Genomic DNA, 23,695 nt, shown 5'->3' with positions numbered 1-23,695 from the left:
TATAAATACAAAAACAGATGCCTGTGAATTTTTACTTCACAGGCATCTGTCCTTTTATAAATTATTTAATCCAATTGCGTCTTCTTTTAGCATAAACAATAATGCCCGCTCCTGCTGCCAAAAGCATTATCATATAGAAGAATACATTGCTGTTATCTGCAGTCTTCGGACTCTCCGGTTTTTGTGGTTTGTCCGGCTGATTCGGTTTATCCGGTTTTGTTGAAGGATTTTCATCTTTCTTCTTTTCTACCGTCACTTTACATACTGCTGTCTTTCCGTCTTCAGTAGTAACGGTAATTTCCGCTGTGCCGAGACCTTTAGCCGTAACTAATCCGTTTTCATCTACAATGGCTACTTTTTCATCACTGCTGCTCCATGTAAGAGCCTTGTCCGTCGCATTGTCAGGAACAAATGCAGCAATCAACTTCTCACTTTCATTTACATGCAACTTCAATTCCGTTTTATTCAATATAATCTTATCCAACGGAACATAAGTGTTCAAATCTTTATCTGACATTCTCTCGTTGATATAATAAATAGAGTTCTCGACAGAAACGTTGTCATTATTATCCACTATCTGTTTGTCACTCGGTGCATTTCCTCCCCAATAGTTATAATTGAGGTCAAGTACACCTTCCGCTGCATCTTCTGTGGAAATATAAGTATTTCCTGTCACTTTGTTTTTCTTGAAAACAACGTCATTTGCATTTGCACCGTAGAACCAAATCTTTCCGGCATCTTTAAATGTATTTCCGGTAATGACATATGTCACGTTTGCATCTTTGTTCACAGCATCTGCTTTTGCGGCAAATGAAAGTTCCTCACTTCCCGTAACTGTGTTTCCTGTGAAAACTGTGTTTGCTGCATAACTGCATATTGTCATCTTACAGTCTGTAAACTGTGAATCTGTCACATCAATGTCTGATGTAGCCTTGTCATTTGCCGTAGGCTGACTGTAAACGGCAACTCCAAAGTTTTTAAATGAACTGTTATCAATCTCTACTTTTGAGCCCGTTCCGACAAATACCGCATAGTTGCTTTTCTGCTCAGGTGCTCCTGTCATATGAACATTTTCCAGTTTACCTGAATTCATGCAGAATCCGTTTCCGCTTTTCGTAAAGTTGATATTTACGTCAGAAACATTCAAACCGTCTGCATTATAGAAAAGATAATCTCCATTTTGTTTGGATTCTACCTCAGCAATATTGAGTGTATGGCCGTTTCCTTTTACGGTAATATTTTTGACATTATTAATCTGATTCCATACCTTCACGTCAACATCGCGCAAAATTTCGACCGTATCTCCGCTTTTTGCTGCTCGAAATGCTTCTGCTAATGTTTTGTATTCTGTATTGCCGATTTTTGCTACCGCATTTGTTATCGCAACGTGCGAACCATTGATAATCGCATCAATTGTTATGTCCTCAAGGCTGCCGCTTTCTGTCTTATTGTAGAAATCTCCGTGCGGTGTAATTGTGTCTGTGACATCTTTTCCGCCTGAAGTTGCTTGATTTACAGTCGCTTCACAGTCTTTAATTGTCGTACTGACTTTGTCCTTACCGTTGTAAATCGTTCCTACCAAAGCCCCAAATTCGCTTCCGTCTTCCGCATCTGGTTTCGTAATTGTAAGACTTCCCTCGTATGTACAGTTCTGTAAAGTATTTCCATAATGAAGAATACCTAAAATCCCACCTACATCACAAGTAGAGCCGATAACGTCAATCTTCACGTCACAGTCTTTTACCGTCTGGTTACCTTCACCCATAAATCCTACAAGACCGCCCACATATGTACGGTATTGTTCACTTTCTGCCTTGACATAACTTCCCGCTTCACCTGTAATATCCACATTTGTAATATCACCGTAAGCATTTTTTCCACAGGCGCCGCCCACATAAGCATAACCTTCCACGATTACTTTTCCGCTCACTGTTATGTTTGCATAGTCTGCTGTATGTGGAGTTCCTGCGATAACACCTACACACATTCTTCCCTTTACGGTTGCATCTTTGACTTGAAAATTCTTAATTGCTCCGCCGGAAGTATAGCCGAACAGACCAATGTCATTTTTCTTCGGTGTGTTGATGCTCAGGTTGCTGATAACATGATTTTTCCCATCAAATGTTCCCTGGAATGTCTTTCCCGATTTTCCAATAGGTGTCCATTCTTTATTATTCAAATCAATGTCATCTGTCAGAGAAACTGTTTTTCCCTTGAAACTTTTACCTTCATTTACCAATTGTGACAGTCCTGCCAACTGATCTGCACTGCTGATTTCATAAGAAGTTTTGTCTTCTGCATACCAAGACGTATCCACTGCTTTTCCGTCCCACGCTTCAGCCTTTGTCTCTTTAGCGAACGCCGTACTTGGAAGCATTGTCAGCATCATTGCAACAGAAAGTAAGACCGCTGTCCATTTTCTTTTTCTCGTTGTTCCTTCTCCTCCTTATCCTGCTTATTATAGTCATATTTTCTTACACACACTTTTAGATTTCAACCTTTTTGCCAAAAATATCCAGTGAATGTTTTGAATAGATGTATAAAAAAAGCCGGGATACTCTCCCGACTCTCTAAGGCGCCAACCAGATTTGAACTGGTGATAGAGGTGTTGCAGACCTTTGCCTTACCACTTGGCTATGGCGCCATTTTCATGCTGTTAGTATATTCTATACTGACAACACAAAAATTATACCAAATTATTTTTTCTCCGTCAACGTTTCCTTCGAATCTTGTAGGGCAATTCTCAAATAATCACTTTCCTCCTGCTTTCGCCTCGGAATAAATTTCTTCGCAAATTTTCCCTCTCCTCTCCTCTTCTCTTCACATAGAAATAGCCGATAATGGAGAAAACGACCGCACCGATAAAGTTTACGAACAAATCTTTCATCGTATCTTTCAAACCGATGTCCAAATATCCTCCAAGTGTAGTGGTAAACTAAATTTGTAACACCTTGTTCGGATAGTATATAATATTTATTATCCAAAGGAGGGACCAATCATGGCCACACGTTACAATGAAAATTTTAAAATTGAAGTAGTCAAAGCCTATATGGCAGGTGATCGCTCAATAAGTGAGATAGCAGCTGACTACAATGTTGCAAAAAGCACCCTCACCGGGTGGGTAAAAAAACATGGTGAAGAATGCCAATATAAAACTACCACTAAAACATCACAGGAAGAATTCGAATCTGCAAAGGAAATCGATTAGTGGTATATCGATTCATTGACAAAAATAAGGAGCAATTTGGCTTAAGATGGTTGTGCAGACATTTTAAGATTAGCCTTAATTGTTACTACAATTATCTGAAAGATACGAAAAGAGATTATTACGAGCAAAGATTTATGGTTTATGAAAGGATAAAGTATATCTATTACAACAATAATAGAACCATTGGATATCGGCCTATGAAAATCTTTCTACAAAGATATGGCATATATCTTAGTACAACAACTATCCATAAATATATGAATAAGGATCTTAATCTGTCTGCTATTGTTATGAGAAAAAAGCCAGGTTACAAAAGCTGTAAAAAACATAAAATCTTTGATAATCTCTTAAAGCAAAAGTTCAACGTTGATGAAAAAAATAAGATCTGGTGCACTGATTTTACATATATGCGCCAGCCTAATGGTAAGTTTCGATATAACTGTACCATTATGGATTTATTTGACAGATCTGCTATAGCATCAGTCAATAGCGATTACATAAATACAGAACTTGCAATAGAAACACTTACGGAAGCCCTAAAAAAAGAAAAACCCAACAATGGAATACTTCTGCACAACGATCAGGGAGTACAATATACATCTTGGGAGTTTGTCAATTTTTGCAAGGATAACGGCGTAATTCAAAGTATGAGCAAGGCTGGCTGTCCTTATGATAATGCGCCAATGGAAAGATTTTATAATACTTTCAAAAATTGTTTTTACTATAGATATACTTTTGAAAGTGTTGAGCAGTTAGATGAAATGACAAAGCAATACATTAACTGGTACAACTATGTGAGACCTCATTCAACGAATAACTATATGACACCAATGGAGTTTCGATATAGAGCATGATTTCCGAACAAAGTGTTACCAAAAAGCTTGACCAGTACAATTTGTTGAAACAGATTCATCATTCATCAGACGTTAAATTGTTTTACTATCCAAATTATCTGAACTAATCGAAGGAGAAAGAAGAATCTGGTTCGATATAGATAACGAATTAAGTTATAATAATCGAGTTCGGCAAATATATATTACCGAAAATGGCAAATTAGTTGAGTTTTATTATCCTAATAAGTCTTTTGATTTTGAAGATATTGCTAATTTCACCACCGAAAAAGAATTAAAAGACTTTTTTATACAAGAAGAAATTACTTCGGAAAAAATTACTGACAATAAAATTGAATTAGAATTAAGAAGAACTGACTCCGGAAATGATGTTGAAGAAGAAAGTTTAGTTTTTTCAACTGACAAAGGTGGCATATACCATTTGGAATCTCAGATAGAAGAAACAACCCTTTTAGAAAATAAATATATCGGTTTTAACTCAGGTTATCACGGCGGTTGCTGTTTCGTAACCCTTTCGGACTTTTCTAATGACGGTGTTATCCAATATGATACATTAAATGATGCAAAAGATAATCCTCTATTCGAGGTATATTAAATTACATCTTTTTACAAAACAGCCTGCTGACTTCCAATCTACAGGCTGTTTTTTCGTTCAGCCCACAAGCCAAACACTTGCCACGATTCCCGCCAACGTTGCAACAATTGCACCCGCCAGCGTATATCTCGTTTTCTTCACTTTTACCGCCATAAAATAAACACTCATCGTATAAAAAATCGTTTCCGTACAACTCATCATAATAGAGGCAATCAACCCAATCTGCGAATCTGTTCCATACTGTTTAAAAATATCGAGAATAAGACCCGTAGCTGCTGAGGAGGAAAACATTCTCACAATCGCCAGAGGTACTAATTCCCCCGGAAAACCTATGTAGGAAGTAAATTGTCCCAATAGTTTTCCCAAAAACTCTAAAAACCCGGACGCTCTTAAAATTCCAACTGCAACCATAAGCCCTATAAGAGTGGGCATAATTTTTATGACCGTGAGAAATCCGTTTTTCGCACCTTTTATAAACTCGTCATACACATTCACATTCTGCATAAGTCCGTACATGACAATTCCCAAAATCACTGCCGGAACAATAAAATCAGATACATATAATAATAATTTCACAACTTTCTCTGTCTTTCACTATCATTATTCTATTTTATGTTCCGCAAAAAATAAAATGCAGCTTTTTGCCATATACAATATGCAGGAAATGTTTTGAATTGCATTTTGAGAAAAAGGGATATCTAATTTTTGATTATACGCATAAATACTATACTTTCAATTATTTTGAAGCATGGGAAAATATTTATTCTACCACAATTGAGATAGCACAAAGAACGGTTACTTTTTCAAATTGACCTCTATCACCATTATCTGACAATTTGTGTATCACAAGAAAAAATGCTATAATGGTGATGATATACAGATAAAGGAGTGGTATTCTATATGATAAGTTTAGAGCGCGTGAACGAGCAGAATTATCAACATGTGTTCGCTTTGGAACTGGCGGACAATCAGAAATGTTTTGTATCTTCCAATATGAAATCTCTTGCACAGGCTTGGATCTATTATGACAGGGCCAGACCGTATGCAATACGAAATGATAATGATATTATCGGATTTATCATGTTCGACTACAAGCCCAGCGAGAAGAAAGCAGAAATTTGGCGTTTCATGATTGGAAAGGATTTTCAGGGCAAAGGATATGGAACAGAAGCACTATCCTCTGCAATTCGCCTTCTGGCAAATGAAAATCTGTTCTCTACCATACAAATCAACTATGTCAAAGGTAATTTCCCGGCAAAACATCTTTATGAAAAATTGGGATTTCAGGAAACAGGCGAAATGGAAGAAAATGAAATCGTAATGAAACTGTATCTATAAGCGGCCTTTAGAAATAAATTGAATTAGAGAAACATTTATATGAATAGTACACTCAAAGAGTTATTTAAAAGAAGATCTGCTCATTTCTATACAGAGGAAGTCAAAACATTCTCGTAATATTAAGGAAATTTTCAAAAGTTGCTGCCACTCTAAATGCAGAATTTTCTCAAATCACATAATACAGATGGGGAGTATCATGAAAATATGACACTCCCCATCTACATTATATCAGATAACTATTTTTCAAAAGATTTTGCTCTCCTCATAATAAAATAATACATTACAAGGAGCAGTCCTCCGGCGAGAATCCATGCAACCGGGCTTGCCATACATACCCCCACATAACTTCGTTTCTGTGAGGCAATAATTGCAACAACGCCTCTCCCAATCAATTCAGCCACACCTGCCATCATTGGAAGCAGTCCATATCCCATACCCTGTATGCCGTTTCTGAAAATATTCACAATCGCAAGTGGAATGAAAAACATTCCTACACATTTCAGATAAATATCTACATATCCCATAATCTCACCCAAATTTTCGGATAAGAACAGCGGAGTTAAATATTTTCCTGCAGTCATCACAAATATACTCGTCACAATAGAATAAATCGTCCCGATTATCATCGCATTTTTAAATCCCTTGCGAATTCTGTCAATCTTTCCCGCTCCCATATTCTGCGCGGAATAGGTCGCCATCGTCGTTCCAAGCGCCACATATGCCTGCGTTACCAGCTGCTCTATTTTGCTTCCCGCCGTAAACCCTGCAATTACGACAGAGCCTAAAATATTTAATGCAGACTGCATCATCATCGAACCGATCGCTGTAATGGAATATTGAAGCGCCATCGGAAACCCTACACCAAACTGGATTTTTACCAAATGCCCATTCATTTTCCAGTCATCTTTTTTCATCTTAAGCACAGGAACTTTTTTCACAATATAAATCAGACAAAGCGCACCGGATACTCCCTGAGAAATAACGGTTGCATACGCCGCTCCTACCGCTCCCATATGGAAAACAATAATAAAAAGTAAATCCAAAACAACATTTAATCCTGCTGCCAGAATAAGAAAATATAGAGGAATTTTACTGTTTCCGAGAGCTCTCAGAATGCTCGCCAGCAGATTATATAATACCTGTGCAAAAATCCCTGCGCAAATCACCATAATATATGAATATGCGTCCTGAAAAATATCGCTCGGAGTATTTAACAAATGCAGTAGAGATTTCATTCCAAGCATACTGACTACCGTCATAATTACAGAGACAATCGCTGATAAAATGGCCGCTGAACCGACTGTTTTTCGCATTGCTTTTAAATCGCCCGCTCCAAATTTCTGTGCTGTCGGAACGGTAAATCCTGCCGTAAGTCCCTGCAAAAAGCCAATGATTAAAAACATGATTGTTCCTGTTGAGCCGACTGCCGCCAACGCATTCGCACCAACAAATTTTCCTACAATAATCGTGTCCGCCATGTTATACAACTGCTGAAATACATTTCCGATAAACAAAGGAAATGTAAACTGCAGTATCATTTTCCCCGGACTGCCGACCGTCATATCCCTTTCCATTTTCTCCCACCACTCCTTCTTTTTTTACATATGGGAGTTATTATACTCTATGAAATGACGGTTTGCAATTCCTTTTTCACTACTGCTGAGCAGATTTTTTTGCCATAATAACAGCAAACAAAATACCCGCAACGGTACTGATTGTCGTCGCCACAATGCCTGCTCCGATAATTCCTGCGGGATTTACACTCCCGTACTGACTTCGATAGGCAATGACATTTATCGGTATAAGTTGCAGGGAAGAAATATTCACAATAAGAAATGTACACATATCGCAGCTTGCCACTCTTTTGTCCCGATTCGGATTAATTTCCTGCAAATGTTTCATCGCCATAATTCCCGCAGGCGTCGCCGCCCAGCCGAGTCCGAGAAAGTTGGCAATCATATTTGTTGTAATATATTTTTCCGCCAAATGTCCTTTTGGAACACCGGGAAATAAAAGATGAATGAGCGGTCGGATTTTTCTGGAAATTGTATCTATCAGACCTGATTTCGTTGCGATTTCCATAATGCCAACCCACATGGACATAATCCCTATCATCATCACACATAAATCCACCGCTTCTTTTGCGGAGTCCAATGCCCCGTTTGTAACGTCAGGCATTTTACCGCTGAAAACACCAAAAATAATCCCCACGATAATCATACCGCCCCAAAGATAATTCAACATATGTATTCCCACTTTTTGTTTTTAACATCTTATGCTTGCGAGGTAAAAAAATAGAAGAATTATCTTCCCCTTTTGGTCTGATAATTCTTCTATCCCTTCTATTCCACTTTTATTTTCATTCTCTCTAATCGGCGATTCACAATTCCTTTCAACAGTGTGTATACAACAGAACTGATTGGAATAAATACTAACATTCCCACAATTCCCATAAGGCTTCCGCCGACACTCACTGCAACCAGCACCCAAATGGACGGAAGTCCCACCGAATTTCCCACCACATGCGGATAGATAAGATTTCCTTCAATCTGCTGCAGAACAAAAAACAGAACAAGAAAACCGAGCGCCTGCACAGGATTTACCATGAGAATAAGAATCGCTCCTATGGCACAGCCGATAAACGCTCCAAAAATAGGAATCAACGCTGTAAATGCAATCAAAACACCTACTAAGAGCGCATACGGCATATTAAATATCGTCATCGCCACAAAAAACATACTTCCCAAAATAATCGCTTCCACGCATTGCCCTGTCAAAAAGTTAGAAAATGTTTTGTACGCCATAGAAGAAATGGCAATCAAAATCTCCACCCAGTCTCTTGGAATAAATGCGTATCCGAGTTTTTTTACCTGCACATTCAGTTTTTCTTTCTGCAGAAGAATATAGCAGGCAAAGATAAATGCAATGGCAAATGTTGTCATTCCGCTTACGATTGATTTAGCAACCGCAAATGTAGAATCCAAAACACTTCCCGCGCCGGACTTGAAGAAGTCAATTCCCCCGGCAATCATTTTATCCCAATTAAATTCCAAGTTCTGAATCCAACTTAAAATTTCCTTATTATTGTGAAAAATATCTTCTGCCCATTTTTGCACTTCAGGAATAAATGTCTGAATGGTTTTTCCAAGTCCGGCAATCGTGTTTGCCAATTCCGGCGCCACAATAAATACAACGAGACAAACAATGCCGAATACAAACAAAAGTGTCATCACAAGACTGATTGGTCTTGCTATTTTCTGCAAAAATTTACTGCTTTTTGCCGTTTTATTCCCGAAAACTTTCTCTTCGATAAAGTGCATCGGAACATTTAATACAAATGCGATTGCCGCTCCAATTAAGAACGGAAGAATAATGTTCAACACATATCCTAAAAGTTCGAAAAACACCTTATAGTTCCATATGATCATCAGAACAATAATCGTAAATACGATAAGCCCTCTGATTTTCCGAATGGTTTCTTTGTCTAAATTCATGTATTCACCTTCCCAATCTATTTTTTGCGAATAAATTTCAGGAATTGAATAATTGGAAGATTTACAAGCGCCAGTCCGTATACTGTCATCAATTGAGAAATACTCAACGTCTGTACTTTAAAGATGCTGTCAAGTGCAGGTATCATCAATACAGATGTAATCAAAACAATACCTAATAAAAATGCACCGATTAAATATATGTTGTTAAAAAATCTTTTTGTAAAAATCAGCGGTCTGTCCGATTTGCAGTTAAATCCATGAACTAATCTCGCCGTACAAAGCGTACCGAATGCCATCGTACTTGCCAGCACTGCATTTCCACTTCTATACCCAATCATAAACGCAATCATCGTTGTTACACCAATGGACAATCCTTCAATTCCTATTTTTGTAATGAAATCTTTGGTTAAAATAGACTCGTTCATCGGACGTGGTTTCTCGTCCATAACCGCTTTCGTATGTGGCTCCAATCCTAATGCAATTGCAGGTAAACTGTCTGTCAGCAGGTTGATAAATAACAGATGAACCGGTGCAAACGGTACCGGAAGTCCTGCGATTGCGGCATAAAGAACCGCTAAAATTCCTCCAAAGTTTCCTGATAAGAGAAATTGTATAGAACCTTTAATGTTTTTATACACATTTCGTCCATTTTCTACTGCTTTTATAATAGTTGCAAAATTATCATCAGTCAAGACCATAGATGCCGCATCTTTTGATACTTCACTTCCAGTAATACCCATTGCGACACCAATATCCGCCTGTTTCAACGCAGGAGCATCATTTACACCGTCACCTGTCATGGATACGATATTGCCTTTTTCCTGCCATGCGCGGACAATTCGGATTTTATGTTCCGGTGAAACTCTGGCATATACGGAAATGCCTTCCACAAAATTTTTCAACTCTTCATCTGAAAGATTATCTATCTCAGAACCTTCACAGGCTTCTGACTCCTCTTTTAAAATACCGATTCTTTTTGCAATTGCTGCCGCTGTAATCTTGTGATCCCCGGTAATCATAATCGGTTTAATTCCCGCACGGATACATTCTGCAACCGCCTGTGCAGATTCTTCTCTCGGCGGATCCATCATGGAGATTAGTCCCACAAAGATTAAATCCTGTTCATCTTCCAGTGTCAACTGATGTCCCTCTTCTATATCCTTATAGGCAAATGCAAGTACGCGAAGTCCGCCTCTTGAAAATTCCTGATTCTGCTTTTCAATAGCATTTTTCTCTTCGTCTGTAAGTTCATGCACTTCTCCGTTTTTCCAAATACGGTTCATTCTTGTTAGCAGAACATCAACCGCACCTTTTGTAATCATAACCGGACCGTTCTCTAAAACATGTGCGGTGGACATTAATTTTCTGTCACTGTCAAATGGAATTTCACTCATACGCGGGAATTTTTCTCTCACATATCCCGCCTCGGCGCCCAGTTTACTTCCCAAATTAATTAACGCTGTCTCTGTCGGATCGCCAATTTCCACTCCGTCCACATTTGTGGAGTCATTACATAAAATACTGTATCTTAATAACTGTTTCTGCCCCTGCGCCTGTCTGTCAATATCTTTTGCAAAAATGCGCTGTCCGTTTACATAGTAATCTTCTACCGTCATCTTGTTCTGTGTCAATGTTCCTGTTTTATCCGAACAGATGATTGACACACTTCCAAGTCCTTCCACTGCCTGCAGTTTACGGATAATGGCGTGTTCTTTTGCCATCTTCTGTGTTCCAAAGGAAAGAACGATTGTAACGATTGAACTAAGTGCCTCAGGAATTGCCGCAACCGCAAGCGCAACCGCAAATAAGAAGGCATCTCCCACTGAATCTCCTCTGAACACGCTGATTCCGAATAAAATAGCGCAGAAAATTAAAATAATAATGGATAATTTCTGTCCGAACTGATCTAAGTTCATCTGTAACGGTGTCTTTTTCTCCGATGTTGTCTTCAACAAAGTTGCAATTTTTCCGACTTCCGTTTCCATTCCGATAGAAGTTACGATAAACGAACCTCTTCCGTATGTGACGAAACTTCCTGAGAATACCATATTTGTCTGATCTCCCAAAGGCACTTCCTTTGATATAATCTCTTCAGATTTTTCTACTCCAAGACTTTCGCCTGTCAATGCGCTCTCGTCAATTTTCAAACTGGCATTCTGTAAAATACGTCCGTCTGCCGGAACATAATCTCCCGCCTCCAACATAACTTCATCACCGATTGTCAGTTCAGAAGAAGGGATTTGTATAACTGTTCCATTTCTTAATACTTTTGCCGTAGGACCGGATAATTTTTTCAAACTATTTAAAGACTGCTCCGCCTTTACCGTCTGAACCGTTCCCAAAATTGCATTCATTGTGATAACAATTAAGATAACTGCGGTACTTTCCACATCTCCCAAAAATCCGGACACAATAGCCGCCACAATCAGAATAATAACAAGAAAATCTTTAAACTGCTCTAAGAAAATCTGAAAAGTACTTTTCTTCTTTCCTTCTACCAATTCATTTTTCCCGTATTGCTCCTGATGTTTCAATACTTCCTCATCGGTCAATGGCTCAAGTTTGCCATTTACCTTCATTCTCACCTCTTCTGGTGATAACTGATAATATTTTTCCATATGCTTTCCTCCAATTTCCCGTGCTATGTTTAGTATACCCTTTTTTTACAATAAAAAAAGAGACCTTCATTGCACGTTAATAATGCAATAAAAGTCTCACTATTTCATTACGATACGGATGATTACTCATCGTACTGACGACATCGTACACGTTTAAAACGTTAGTTACTCCCTTTTACTAGAGTCTAATATAAACTTTTTTCCGATTTCTGTCAACCCTAAACTTTAGTTTGTAATTGTTCTCTCTGTCTCTTTATCAAATACATGAATTTTCTCTGCATCAAGAGCAAATTTAACTGTATCGCCTGTTCTTGCCGTTGTTCTAGGATTTACTCTCGCTGTCATGGAAGCATTTTCATAATCGAAATGTAAGTAAACTTCTGCACCTAACATCTCGTATACACGGATTGTTGCTTCAATTACTGTGTTTGGTGAAGATTCGATAAACATCTGCTCATCGTGAATATCTTCAGGACGGATACCAAGTACAACTGTTTTTCCGTCATATCCGCCTTCAATAAGTTTTTTCGCTTTTGCCGGTGGTAATTCAATGGAAGCAGGACCTGCCTGAAGGGCAACTTTATTTCCATTTACTTTACATACTGCATCTACAAAGTTCATCTGTGGTGAACCGATAAATCCTGCAACGAATAAGTTACAAGGTGTATCGTATAATACCTGTGGTGTATCTACCTGCTGTACAACACCTGCATTCATAACAACGATTCTTGTTCCCAATGTCATCGCTTCTGTCTGGTCATGAGTAACGTAAATAATTGTTGTACCTAATCTCTGATGTAATTTAGAAATCTCGATACGCATCTGTCCTCTAAGTTTTGCATCAAGGTTTGATAAAGGTTCGTCCATAAGGAATACTTTTGGATTACGAACGATGGCACGTCCCATGGCAACACGCTGTCTCTGTCCACCTGATAATGCTTTTGGTTTACGCTCTAATAACGCTTCCAAATCAAGAATTTTGGCTGCTTCGCGAACCATTTTGTCAATTTCTTCTTTTGGCACTTTTCTTAATTTCAAACCAAATGCCATGTTATCATATACTGTCATATGCGGATATAACGCATAGTTCTGGAATACCATCGCAATATCTCTGTCTTTTGGTTCTACATCGTTTACTAATTTATCTCCGATTCTTAATTCACCTGAAGAAATATCTTCAAGACCTGCAATCATACGAAGTGTTGTAGATTTTCCACAACCTGAAGGTCCTACGAAAATAATAAATTCTTTATCTTCAATTTCAAGATTGAAATCTTTTACTGCTACAAATCCGTTAGGATATACTTTATTAATGTTCTTGAGTGATAAACTTGCCATTGTATCCTTCCTCCTAAATAACTAATCATTTTCTCTCTAAAGTATATAAAAAAAGCTCAACTTGGTCTACTTCCAAGTTGAACAATTTTTTTTTGAGAAAATATACAAATTGACGAATTACCTCAACCTCTCTCCCACATACTGTGCATCACCAAATGCCAATATCATCATAAAGATTGTATTTAAAAAGATTAAACCAAGTGCATATCCTGTCCCTTTGTTAAATGACTTTGCCAAATTTACACAGTATACAATAGACAAAATCACATTTACACATGGAACAAGAAGACAGATGATATACCAGCCTTTTCCCTTTCCAAACGCCATCTGGTAAAGGCAGTATGTACTATAGATAGGAATGATTGCTTTCCACCCCTGAAGTCCCGCCTTTTCAAACAACTTCCAAGAGGCAACTATCGTTAAAACAAGTACCCCTAAAGATATTACTAAGCCGACTCCCGTTGTAACTATTCCCAATGCTTCCAATAACATATCGTTTTCTCCTTCCGAATGATTTATATATGGTACAATATCACATTTTTATCTGACAGTCTACCGTAATAAAGCCTGATAAATTTCCCTCTTTCCTACACCTCTGTCTTTCGCTACCCGCTTCATTGCTTCTTTCTTTTCTATACCCTGTGACAGATAATATTCCATATGTTCTTCCACACTCATCTCTTCCCAGCGTGAAATTTCTTCCTCCCGTATCTCTGTACGGCTCTTTCCCTCCAAAACGAGAACACATTCCCCTTTGGGCTCATTGCTTTCATAATAAGAAATCGCTTCCTCCAGCGTAGTGGCAAATGCAGTTTCATGTTTCTTTGTCAATTCACGACAAATCGTAATTTTTCGATTGCCTACCGTATCCCGCAATTCTTTTAATGTTTTTATAAGACGGTGAGGAGCCTCATATAAAATCATCGTCCTCGTCTCATTTGTCAGTTCCTTTAAGATTTCCTGTTTTTCTTTTTTGTCAGTAGGAAGAAACGCTTCAAACGCAAATCTTCTCGTAGATAATCCCGACAGCGTAAGGGCGGTGATACATGCTGCTGCCCCCGGAAGAGACGTTACTTCAATTCCGGATTCATAACACATTTTCACCAGTTCCTCCCCCGGATCGGATATGCCGGGCGTTCCTGCATCTGTGATTAACGCAATATTCATTCCCGACTGAAGTTTCTCCACCAGTTTTTTTCCTTTTTCAATCTTGTTATACTCGTGATAACTCGTCATCGGCGTTTTGATTTCAAAATGATTCAACAGTTTAATACTGTTTCTTGTATCTTCAGCAGCAATTAAATCGGCTTCCTGCAATGTCCGTACAACCCTGTATGTCATATCTTCCAAATTTCCAATCGGCGTTGCACACAGATATAGTTTTCCTGCCATGTCCTACTCCTTTACTTTAACCCATATTCTCCCAGTAACTCTTCTGAGTACACATTTTTCTCCCGGTACACAATCAAAGGTGGCTCTACCGTCATTCTCGAATTACCGCCTCTGCTTCCCTCTATCAAAACCATATTCGGTTCTTTGTCAATATAAGGGTGTACTAAACGCATACGTTTTGGTTCTATCTTATAAGCACACATTTTTGATAAAATTTCTGCAAGTCTGAAAGGACGGTGTACCATGTAAAATCTTCCTCCGGGGCGAAGTACTTTTGCACTTTCACGCAAAATATCGTCCAAATCACACAAAACTTCGTGTCTCGCTATCGCTTTCGCACTGTCTTTGTTCTGCAAACCGTGAGCCCCAATCATATACGGCGGATTCGTTGTAACTACGTCAAAAAAGACAGAACCAAACAGGTTTACTGCCTCTTTCACATCTCCCGTCACAATGTCAATTTTGTCCTCCAAATGATTGTACGCAACACTCCGTCTCGCCATGTCAGCGCTTTCTTCCTGAATTTCAAGTCCCGTAAAATGTTCTCCTTCCGTTTTCGCCTCAAGTAAAATTGGGATAATTCCCGTACCTGTTCCTATGTCAAGCACTTTTTCCCCTTTTTTTACTCTGGCAAAATTAGATAACAGAACAGCGTCCATTCCAAAACAAAATTTACTTGGGTTTTGAATAATATGATACCCTTTGACCTGCAAATCATCTAGTCTTTCTTCCGGCTTCAAATTATTCTCCATCTAACTTCGACTCTCCCTCTCCCTTTTCCAATGCAGCAAGTTCCCGCATTTCTTCTTTTGAAAGTTTTACGTCCGCTTTCTTCCGTCTTGGTTTAAATTTTAACTCGCTCACCTTATATTCACGAATTTCTTTCTCATCATTGTCTAAAGTAACAATTACTTTTACTAACTGGCGAAGCACACTCAAATTCTGTACTTCCCCCCGAAGCCCGTCCACTGTCGTAACCGTATCTCCAATCGCCGGCAGACGGCTGTTTAAATATTCATATGTCTCCTCTTCATTTGTAAGGCAACACATTAATCTTCCACATACACCGGAAATCTTTGTCGGATTCAAGGACAAGTTCTGTTCTTTAGCCATCTTAATAGATACCGGAGCAAACTCTGATAAATAAGTATGACAGCAAAGCGGTCTTCCGCAAACGCCGATTCCACCGCGGATTTTCGTCTCATCACGAACCCCAATCTGGCGCAGTTCAATTCTTGTGCGGAAAACTGCTGCCAAATCTTTTACCAGTTCCCTGAAGTCAATTCTTCCGTCTGCAGTAAAATAAAACAGCACTTTATTATTATCAAATGTATATTCCGCATCAATCAGTTTCATTTCCAAACCGTGTTTACGGATTTTCTCCAGACAGATTTCAAAGGCTTCTTTTTCCTTTTCCTTATTTCTCTCCTCTATCCTCTTATCTTCCTCCGTGGCAACTCTGATTACCGATTTTAACGGCTGTGTAATCTCATCATCTTCCACATCTTTCGGATTCATGACTACGCTTCCAAATTCAACGCCTCTTGCCGTCTCCACAATTACTTTATCACCTTTTTTAATATTCAGTTTTGCCGGTGAAAAAAAGTATATTTTACCTGCCGTGCGAAATCTCACACCAATTACTTTCGTCATTCCTAGTTCTCCTTTATTGTCAGCAATAACAGTTCCATAACCAAATCGAAATTAACATTTGCTTTTAATCGTGCTTTCGCCTTTTCAAGACTTTCTAAAATCGTTTCAATTCCTTCATAAGAACTCTTATTCGCCCTGTCTTTTATATATCTTAACTGGTCGGCAAATACGATGCCATTCACATCTTTTGTCGCCTTATAAATAAGCACATCTCTGTACCAAATCATAATAATATCTAAATAATCGTTAATGCTTAACTTGTAAGTTCCTATCTTCTTAATGGCGCTTACAATCTCGGAAATCTCCATCTCATTAATGTGTTTTAATAACTGCAGAGCTTCTTCCTTAATCTCATTGAAATGCTCAGAAGATGCAAGCATAATGGCACGTCCCATATTTCCCTGCGCAAACTCCGCGCAAATATCTGCCTGATAATCAGGAATCTGCATCTGTTCCATAAGATACTTTTTAATCAGCGTCGTCTTAATGTTTCTCAATTTAAGCATAACACATCTGGACATGATTGTCGGAAGCAAACTTTCCGCATTCTCTGTCAACAGGAAGATAACTGCATATGCAGGCGGTTCCTCTATCGTCTTTAACAGTGCATTCTGTGCCTGTACCGACAGTAAATCCGCTTCCGGAATAATGTAGATTTTGTACGGACTGCTGTACGGCTTAATGACAATATCATTATTAACCTGTGTACGAATATCATCAACGCTGATTGTGTTCGGTTTCTCATGTGTTACATGGATAATGTCCGGGTGATTTCCACTCTTAGCCTGTTTGCAGGAATGGCACTCACCACATGGATTCGGTGTATGTTCTTCACACTGTAGTGTCATGGCAAATAAATCCGCCAGCATCTTTTTTCCTGAACCTCTTTCTCCATTCAAAATATATGCGTGTGACACTTTATCCTGAGATACTGCATTCTGTATATATTGAATAATGTCGTTGTGTCCGATTACATCTTTGAATCCTTTCATGTTATCACCATTCCTTTCCTAAAACTATATACTTTTAGTATATCATAGTTTTTCCTTAATACATAGCACAATTTCATCTACACATTTTTCCACGTTTTCATTGTAAAATCTTCTCTTTATCCCCTGTTTTTTCAGGTTTTCCTCAGAAAAGTCTTCCGTATCCGCTAAAAATCTTCTGCAAAGTTCCGCATACTTAGGAGATTCCTGTTTTCTCTCCCTCTCTACCGCCCTTGCCAGACGTTCTCCGTCCTCCACTTCTATGTAAACCGGCACAAGATTTTCTCCGCCAAAATATTCTTTCATCTTTTCATAAGATACCAATGTACCGATAACAAGATAACTGCTTTCTTCCAGTTGAATCTGATTGTCCGCCACCGTAAAATAATTCCATTTTCCGTGTACCGTATTGTATGAGCGCAATTCGATAATTTTTCCTTCCCTCTGAAACATTTCCAGTTCTTTATCCCCAACAAAATAATATTCTACGCCGTCCTTCTCTCCCTCACGAATCGGTCTTGTTGTATATAAAACAATTGTTTTCAATTCCGGTAAGCGCTCCTGTATCTTTTTAAAAATCGTATCTTTTCCCGAAGAACTTTTCCCCATAACATAAAATATTTTACCCATTTTTCCACACTCCAATATGTTTTTCCACTGCAATTCCCTCTATTGTAAACTGCAGTTCCTCGTATCTTTTCAGACATCTTACTGCCTCTTTTGTAATCTTCTCTCCCGGAACAAGAAACGGTATTCCCGGAGGGTATACATAGGCATATTCCCCCGCAACTTTTCCTTCCGCCTCTTCCCATTTTACATAAGAAAGATTGCTTTTTTGCGCCTTTTTTAATACTTCTGCACTCTTATAAATAAGAGGCAAATGAGGAAGTTCCAAATCTTCTCCGACTTTTTTCTCCGATTTTAACTCCTCGTCTATTTCAAACAGCGCCTTTTTCAGCCGTTGCAGTCCTTCCTTTGTATCTCCCACGGTTGTCATAGCCAAAACATATGTCCCCGCAGTCATCTCCATCTGCAAATGATATTTTTCCAAAAGAATTCTGCTCAGTTCACCGCTCGTCATATTTGTATCTTTTACAGAAATAATAAACTTAGAAATATCAAAATTTTCCGTTCTAATTATATGTAAATGTTTTAACTCTTCCAGTTCCTGTCGTAACTGCTCTATCTCCTCCACATACTCATCAAAAAGTGACTCTCCGCTTTTCTCCAAAATGTCCATACAGTAATCAATGCTCGCCATAAGTACATATGAAGGGCTGCTTGACTGCAGCATATGAAGGTAATTTCCAATACTTTCCCTGTTGACTCTATTTCCATTTAGATGAATCAATGCAGTCTGTGTCATCGCCGGCAATGTTTTGTGTACACTGTGAATAACAATGTCTGCTCCTTTTTCGTTAGCGTTTTTCGGAAACTTCTTATGAAAACCAAAGTGTGCTCCGTGTGCCTCATCTACAATTAACGGAATATCATGCTTATGTACTGTTTTTGCTATATTTTCCACATCGGAAACAACTCCGTCATATGTGGGAGAAACAATTACAACAGCCTTAATATCTTTTTCCTTATCTAAAATTTGTTCTATTTCTTTACAACTGATTTCTCCGTTTATCTGTAAGTCTTTCTCATATTTCGGGTAAATATATATCGGTTCTAATTCATTCATATATATAGCATGGTATACAGATTTATGGCAGTTTCTTGCCACGAGGATTTTGTCTCCCCGCTCAGTCACACCTAGTATGGCGCTTAAAATCCCCACCGTACTTCCATTCACAAGAAAATGACTTTCCTCCGCCTTATAAAGCGTCGACGCCCTCTCCTCTGCCGATTTTAATATTCCTGCCGCATGATGTAAATCATCAAAACCTTCTATCTCTGTAATATCTATTCCATACGGAAGTCCGATAGGAAATTTATTCTCATTTCTTTTATGTCCCGGCATATGAAATCCGTAATAATCAGATTCCCGATATGCCTTTAATCTATCATAAAGCATTATGATTTCTCCTTCTCCCATGTATAAAAAAAAGCAGAATGCCTTTCACTAAGGTATTTCTGCTCTTCTCTATGCGGAAGATGGGACTTGAACCCACACGTAGTAACCCACACTAGAACCTGAATCTAGCTCGTCTGCCATTCCGACACTTCCGCAAGTCACTTTTTATTATACTGCTTTTTTGACATTTAGTCAAATGGTAATTGGGGAATTTTTTATAAATAGAGAGGATATGCCCCTTGCAGAAGTCATATCCTCCCCAATTACCGATTCTTATAAATCTCTAATCTGTGCATGCAATTCCTGAAGTGATTTCACTTCGCCGCAGCCCGGTTTTCTCATTGATTTTATACCGCTTACCGTTGCTTTTGCTGCTGCCATTGTTGTCATATATGGAACTTTTGCTTTAATTGCTGCTTTGCGAAGATAACTGTCATCTTCCTGTCTGTCCTGTCCAATCGGAGTATTGATAATCAAATCAACTTTACCGTTTGTAATTAAATCTAACATATCCGGTCTTCCTTCATTGAGTTTATATACTCTCTCCGCTTCCATTCCGGCGTCCTGAATTAATTTACATGTATTTTTAGATGCTAAAATTTTAAATCCACATTCAATGAATTCTTTAGCAACTTCTACTACTTCCGGTTTATCTTTATCATTAATAGACATCAATACAGTTCCCTCTAACGGAATCTTCTTCTGTGTTGCTTCCTGTGCTTTGTAGAATGCTTCACCGTAGAATGAAGATAAACCTAACACTTCACCTGTAGAACGCATTTCAGGTCCTAAAACAGGGTCTACTTCCTGGAACATATTGAATGGGAATACCGCTTCTTTTACTCCATAGTGTGGAATGTACTGTTCTTTTAACTGTGGAACAGGTGATGGTTTTCCTGTCAGTTCAGAAGTAACGATTTCTGTTGCAAGAGGTACCATTTTAATGTTACATACTTTAGAAACTAACGGCACTGTTCTTGATGCTCTTGGGTTTGCTTCCAACACATATACTTTACCGTTTTCAATTGCGTACTGCATATTCATAAGACCTTTAACATGCATTTCCTCTGCAATTTTTCTTGTATATTCTTTAATTGTTTTAATATTCTCTTCTGAAATATGTTTTGAAGGAATAATACAAGCAGAGTCACCTGAATGTACACCTGCCAACTCAATGTGTTCCATTACTGCAGGAACAAATGCGTGTGTTCCGTCGCTGATTGCATCTGCTTCGCACTCTAAAGCGTGGTTTAAGAAACGGTCAATCAGGATTGGTCTGTCCGGTGTAACCCCTACTGCTGCTTTCATGTAGCCTGCCATGCTTTCTGAGTCGTAAACAACTTCCATTCCACGTCCGCCAAGAACGTAAGAAGGTCTAACCATAACAGGATAACCTATTCTTTCTGCAATTTCTACTGCTTCTTCAACATTTACTGCCATTCCTGATTCCGGCATAGGGATTTCAAGTTTTTCCATCATGGCACGGAATAAATCTCTATCTTCTGCAAGATCAATTACAGACGGTGCTGTTCCAAGAATTTTTACTCCGTTTTTCTCTAAGTCTGCTGCAAGGTTAAGTGGTGTCTGTCCGCCAAACTGTGCAATAACCCCTACAGGTTTTTCTTTCTTGTAAATGCTGAGTACATCTTCCAATGTAAGAGGTTCAAAATACAATTTATCTGATGTATCGTAATCTGTTGAAACTGTTTCCGGATTACAGTTTACGATGATTGTTTCAAATCCTAATTTTCTCAATGCGAGAGATGCATGTACACAACAGTAGTCAAATTCAATACCCTGTCCGATTCTGTTAGGACCGCCACCCAAAATCATTACTTTTGGTTTTTCTTCGCGAATTGGATTTTTGTCTTCTGAATTGTATGTTGAATAATAGTATGCATTGTCTTTTGTTCCGCTTACGTGAACTCCTTCCCATGCTTCTTCAACCCCAAGTGCAATTCTCTTCTCTCTGATTTCTGTCTCTGTTACATCTAAAATCTGGCTCAGGTATTTATCAGAGAATCCGTCTTTCTTCGCTGTGATTAACGCTTCATCAGAAGGCAAGTTTCCTTTTGATTTAAGAAGTTCTTCCTCTTCCTCAACCAATTCTTTCATCTGTTCGATGAAATATGCTTTTACTTTTGTTCTTTCATGAATTTCATCTATTGTAGCGCCTTTTCTCAATGCTTCATACATAATGAAATGACGTTCACTTGTAGGTGTCACTAACATTTTAAGAAGTTCGTCTTTTGATTTTTTATCAAAATCTTTTGCATGTCCAAGTCCGTAACGTCCTGTTTCCAAACTTCTGATTGCTTTCTGTAACGCTTCTTTATATGTTTTACCGATACTCATTACCTCACCTACGGCGCGCATCTGAGTACCTAATTTATCTTCTACACCTTTGAATTTTTCAAATGCCCAGCGAGCAAATTTCAATACGATATAATCTCCACCCGGAACATATTTATCAAGTGTTCCGTATTTTCCACATGGAATATCTTTCAAAGTAAGCCCTGTTGCCAACATTGCCGATACAAGAGCGATTGGAAAACCTGTCGCTTTTGATGCAAGTGCTGATGAACGAGACGTTCTCGGATTAATTTCGATAATGATATCTCTGTCTGTCTTTGGATCATGTGCCCACTGTACATTACAGCCACCGATTACCTGAACTGAATCCACAACTTTATGAGATTTTTCCTGTAAACGTTTCTGCACTTCCTCCGAAATTGTAAGCATTGGTGCTGAACAGAACGAATCACCTGTATGTACTCCAAGAGGATCAATATTTTCAATGAAACATACCGTAATCATATTACCTTCTGAATCACGAACTACTTCAAGTTCTAATTCTTCCCAGCCTAAAATAGACTCCTCAACAAGTACCTGACCTACCAAACTGGCCTGGAGACCTCTTGCACAAACTGTTTTTAATTCTTCCTTATTATAAACAAGTCCGCCGCCGGCTCCACCCATTGTGTAGGCTGGACGAAGAACTACCGGATAACCTAATTTATCTGCGATTGCGAGCGCTTCATCTACTGAATATGCCACTTCACTTCTTGCCATTTCAATGCCAAGACTATCCATTGTCTTTTTAAACTCAATACGGTCTTCACCACGTTCGATTGCATCTACCTGAACACCGATTACTTCAACATTATATTTTTCTAAAACGCCTGCCTGTGCTAATTCTGCGCATAAATTAAGACCGGATTGTCCACCTAAATTTGGTAATAGTGCATCTGGTCTTTCTTTGGCAATAATTTGCTCCATTCTCTCAACATTGAGAGGTTCAATATAAGTAACGTCAGCAGTTTCCGGGTCTGTCATAATTGTCGCCGGATTAGAATTAACTAATACAATTTCGTATCCTAAACTCTTAAGAGCTTTACACGCCTGTGTCCCTGAATAGTCAAATTCACACGCCTGTCCAATAATAATAGGGCCAGAACCAATAATAAGTACTTTGTGAATATCTTTTCTCTGTGACATTGTAATTCCTCCTGTTTTCTCGTTGTTTTTTCCATTGCCAACTATTATACAAAAAAAAAGATGGAATAGCAATGCTATTTTCCATCTTTTTTTATTTTTTATAAATTATGTAGAAAATCTATCTATTTTGTCGTGTCTTCAAAGAAGTTAAGCATACTTCCGGAAAAATATTTATCCTTATTTCCATCATGCGAATATGAATGTAATCCTTTTACTTTTATATACTGCCATGCCTTAGAAGAATCCACTTTAATTTCTTTAGCGTTTACATCATTCGCCAATTGTCCGGACTTACCAATCTTTGTCCATGTTTTTCCATCGTTGCTTCCGTAAATTTCAACTTCTTCCCAGCGTCCATTACTTCCACCCACACTTGGAACATATTCAAGTTTTGATATTCTGCGCGCTTTATCAAACTTCACCGAATACTCTTTTTTATCTTGGACGTCCCATTTAGAATGCCAATTTGTATTTCTCTGTCCGTCAATCAGATTTTTTGCCGCCTGATTTCCTTCATTCTGCTGACTTGAAAATTCATGCATAGATACATACTGAAGTTGTAAATATTTTTCTTCATTTTTATCATCTGCATTTTTAAACTGATATTCCGCTGTTTTACTTGCAACATACTGACCGTGTGAACCTCTTCTTACAGTCACTTTTTTCTCTCCGGTAAAGCGATCCTCAATTGTAAACCGAAT

20 protein-coding genes, 2 tRNA genes and 1 pseudogene are annotated in these 23,695 nt (G+C 38.4%); 4 read left to right on the top strand and 19 right to left on the bottom strand.

All coding sequences use genetic code 11. The features are described from left to right. Window positions 1-61: 61 nt before the first annotated feature. The 3 genes and pseudogenes from ACYQ35_RS01025 to ACYQ35_RS01015 all read right to left on the bottom strand — a co-directional run. A complete protein-coding gene (locus tag ACYQ35_RS01025; RefSeq protein ID WP_459829276.1) occupies window positions 62-2,377 on the bottom strand; it encodes an Ig-like domain-containing protein in 2,316 nt (771 codons plus the stop codon). A 196-nt stretch (window positions 2,378-2,573) separates the two neighbouring features. Next, window positions 2,574-2,644, bottom strand: a tRNA-Cys gene (locus tag ACYQ35_RS01020). A gap of 52 nt (window positions 2,645-2,696) precedes the next feature. Beyond that, window positions 2,697-2,923: pseudogene (locus tag ACYQ35_RS01015) on the bottom strand (hypothetical protein); the annotation flags it as partial. Window positions 2,924-2,998: 75 nt separating this feature from the next. Between ACYQ35_RS01015 and ACYQ35_RS01010 the strand changes: the two are divergent. The 3 genes from ACYQ35_RS01010 (at window position 2,999) to ACYQ35_RS01000 (ending at window position 4,654) form a co-directional block, all read left to right on the top strand. Then, window positions 2,999-3,208 (top strand): transposase, encoded by a 210-nt coding sequence (locus ACYQ35_RS01010; protein ID WP_117466807.1) that lies wholly within the window; start codon window positions 2,999-3,001, stop codon window positions 3,206-3,208. Beyond that, on the top strand, window positions 3,208-4,062 hold the full coding sequence (locus ACYQ35_RS01005; RefSeq protein WP_009462221.1) for an IS3 family transposase: 855 nt from the start codon (window positions 3,208-3,210) through the stop codon (window positions 4,060-4,062). The genes ACYQ35_RS01010 and ACYQ35_RS01005 overlap by 1 nt, the downstream gene beginning before the upstream one ends. Before the next feature lie 418 nt (window positions 4,063-4,480). Then, complete coding sequence (locus ACYQ35_RS01000) at window positions 4,481-4,654, top strand: hypothetical protein (protein WP_009462500.1); 174 nt, start codon at window positions 4,481-4,483, stop codon at window positions 4,652-4,654. Between the two features lie 57 nt (window positions 4,655-4,711). Here the strand turns inward: ACYQ35_RS01000 and ACYQ35_RS00995 are convergent, their stop codons facing one another. Continuing rightward, window positions 4,712-5,230 (bottom strand): spore maturation protein, encoded by a 519-nt coding sequence (locus tag ACYQ35_RS00995; RefSeq protein ID WP_459829271.1) that lies wholly within the window; start codon window positions 5,228-5,230, stop codon window positions 4,712-4,714. Between the two features lie 324 nt (window positions 5,231-5,554). On the opposite strand from ACYQ35_RS00995, the gene ACYQ35_RS00990 reads away from it, so the two are divergent. After that, a complete protein-coding gene (locus tag ACYQ35_RS00990; protein WP_459829268.1) occupies window positions 5,555-5,992 on the top strand; it encodes a GNAT family N-acetyltransferase in 438 nt (145 codons plus the stop codon). 236 nt (window positions 5,993-6,228) lie between these two features. Here ACYQ35_RS00990 and ACYQ35_RS00985 read toward each other — a convergent pair whose 3' ends face one another. From ACYQ35_RS00985 to ACYQ35_RS00915, 15 genes are all read right to left on the bottom strand, one after another. After that, window positions 6,229-7,566 (bottom strand): MATE family efflux transporter, encoded by a 1,338-nt coding sequence (locus ACYQ35_RS00985; protein WP_459829265.1) that lies wholly within the window; start codon window positions 7,564-7,566, stop codon window positions 6,229-6,231. Between the two features lie 79 nt (window positions 7,567-7,645). After that, entirely contained in the window at window positions 7,646-8,236 is a 591-nt protein-coding gene (locus ACYQ35_RS00980) for a nucleoside recognition protein (RefSeq protein ID WP_009462504.1), read from the bottom strand. A gap of 98 nt (window positions 8,237-8,334) precedes the next feature. Then, window positions 8,335-9,486 (bottom strand): AI-2E family transporter, encoded by a 1,152-nt coding sequence (locus ACYQ35_RS00975; RefSeq protein ID WP_009462505.1) that lies wholly within the window; start codon window positions 9,484-9,486, stop codon window positions 8,335-8,337. Between the two features lie 17 nt (window positions 9,487-9,503). Continuing rightward, window positions 9,504-12,104 carry a cation-translocating P-type ATPase gene (locus ACYQ35_RS00970; protein WP_459829262.1) on the bottom strand — a complete coding sequence of 867 codons (2,601 nt, stop codon included), beginning with the start codon at window positions 12,102-12,104 and terminating at the stop codon, window positions 9,504-9,506. A 225-nt stretch (window positions 12,105-12,329) separates the two neighbouring features. Beyond that, window positions 12,330-13,442, bottom strand: coding sequence for an ABC transporter ATP-binding protein (locus ACYQ35_RS00965; RefSeq protein ID WP_009462507.1), 1,113 nt, complete (start codon window positions 13,440-13,442; stop codon window positions 12,330-12,332). Between the two features lie 117 nt (window positions 13,443-13,559). Continuing rightward, window positions 13,560-13,934 carry a DUF5684 domain-containing protein gene (locus ACYQ35_RS00960; RefSeq protein WP_009462508.1) on the bottom strand — a complete coding sequence of 125 codons (375 nt, stop codon included), beginning with the start codon at window positions 13,932-13,934 and terminating at the stop codon, window positions 13,560-13,562. Window positions 13,935-13,994: 60 nt separating this feature from the next. Continuing rightward, window positions 13,995-14,834 (bottom strand): 16S rRNA (cytidine(1402)-2'-O)-methyltransferase, encoded by an 840-nt coding sequence (rsmI, locus tag ACYQ35_RS00955; protein ID WP_009462509.1) that lies wholly within the window; start codon window positions 14,832-14,834, stop codon window positions 13,995-13,997. Window positions 14,835-14,845: 11 nt separating this feature from the next. After that, window positions 14,846-15,586, bottom strand: coding sequence for a tRNA1(Val) (adenine(37)-N6)-methyltransferase (locus ACYQ35_RS00950; protein ID WP_009462510.1), 741 nt, complete (start codon window positions 15,584-15,586; stop codon window positions 14,846-14,848). Next, a complete protein-coding gene (locus tag ACYQ35_RS00945) occupies window positions 15,576-16,487 on the bottom strand; it encodes a PSP1 domain-containing protein (protein WP_009462511.1) in 912 nt (303 codons plus the stop codon). The genes ACYQ35_RS00950 and ACYQ35_RS00945 overlap by 11 nt, the downstream gene beginning before the upstream one ends. Window positions 16,488-16,489: 2 nt before the next feature. Then, window positions 16,490-17,479: a DNA polymerase III subunit delta' gene (gene holB / locus ACYQ35_RS00940; RefSeq protein ID WP_009462512.1), complete on the bottom strand. Its 990-nt coding sequence runs from the start codon at window positions 17,477-17,479 to the stop codon at window positions 16,490-16,492. Window positions 17,480-17,521: 42 nt separating this feature from the next. Next, the gene (locus ACYQ35_RS00935) at window positions 17,522-18,106 is read right to left on the bottom strand and encodes a nucleoside/nucleotide kinase family protein (RefSeq protein WP_009462513.1); all 585 of its coding nucleotides are present in this window, start codon (window positions 18,104-18,106) and stop codon (window positions 17,522-17,524) included. Further along, the gene (locus ACYQ35_RS00930) at window positions 18,099-19,496 is read right to left on the bottom strand and encodes an aminotransferase class I/II-fold pyridoxal phosphate-dependent enzyme (RefSeq protein WP_459829254.1); all 1,398 of its coding nucleotides are present in this window, start codon (window positions 19,494-19,496) and stop codon (window positions 18,099-18,101) included. The genes ACYQ35_RS00935 and ACYQ35_RS00930 overlap by 8 nt, the downstream gene beginning before the upstream one ends. Before the next feature lie 72 nt (window positions 19,497-19,568). After that, a tRNA-Leu gene (locus ACYQ35_RS00925) sits at window positions 19,569-19,651 on the bottom strand. Between the two features lie 118 nt (window positions 19,652-19,769). Beyond that, a complete protein-coding gene (carB, locus tag ACYQ35_RS00920; protein WP_459829251.1) occupies window positions 19,770-22,994 on the bottom strand; it encodes a carbamoyl-phosphate synthase large subunit in 3,225 nt (1,074 codons plus the stop codon). 122 nt (window positions 22,995-23,116) lie between these two features. Then, window positions 23,117-23,695: discoidin domain-containing protein (locus tag ACYQ35_RS00915; protein WP_459829248.1), on the bottom strand; the 579-nt coding region annotated here is incomplete at its 5' end.

It is taken from the genome of Faecalimonas hominis (assembly GCF_054660755.1).
Note: the sequence above shows the minus strand (reverse complement) of the source record. Positions and strands in the feature narration are given on the sequence as shown.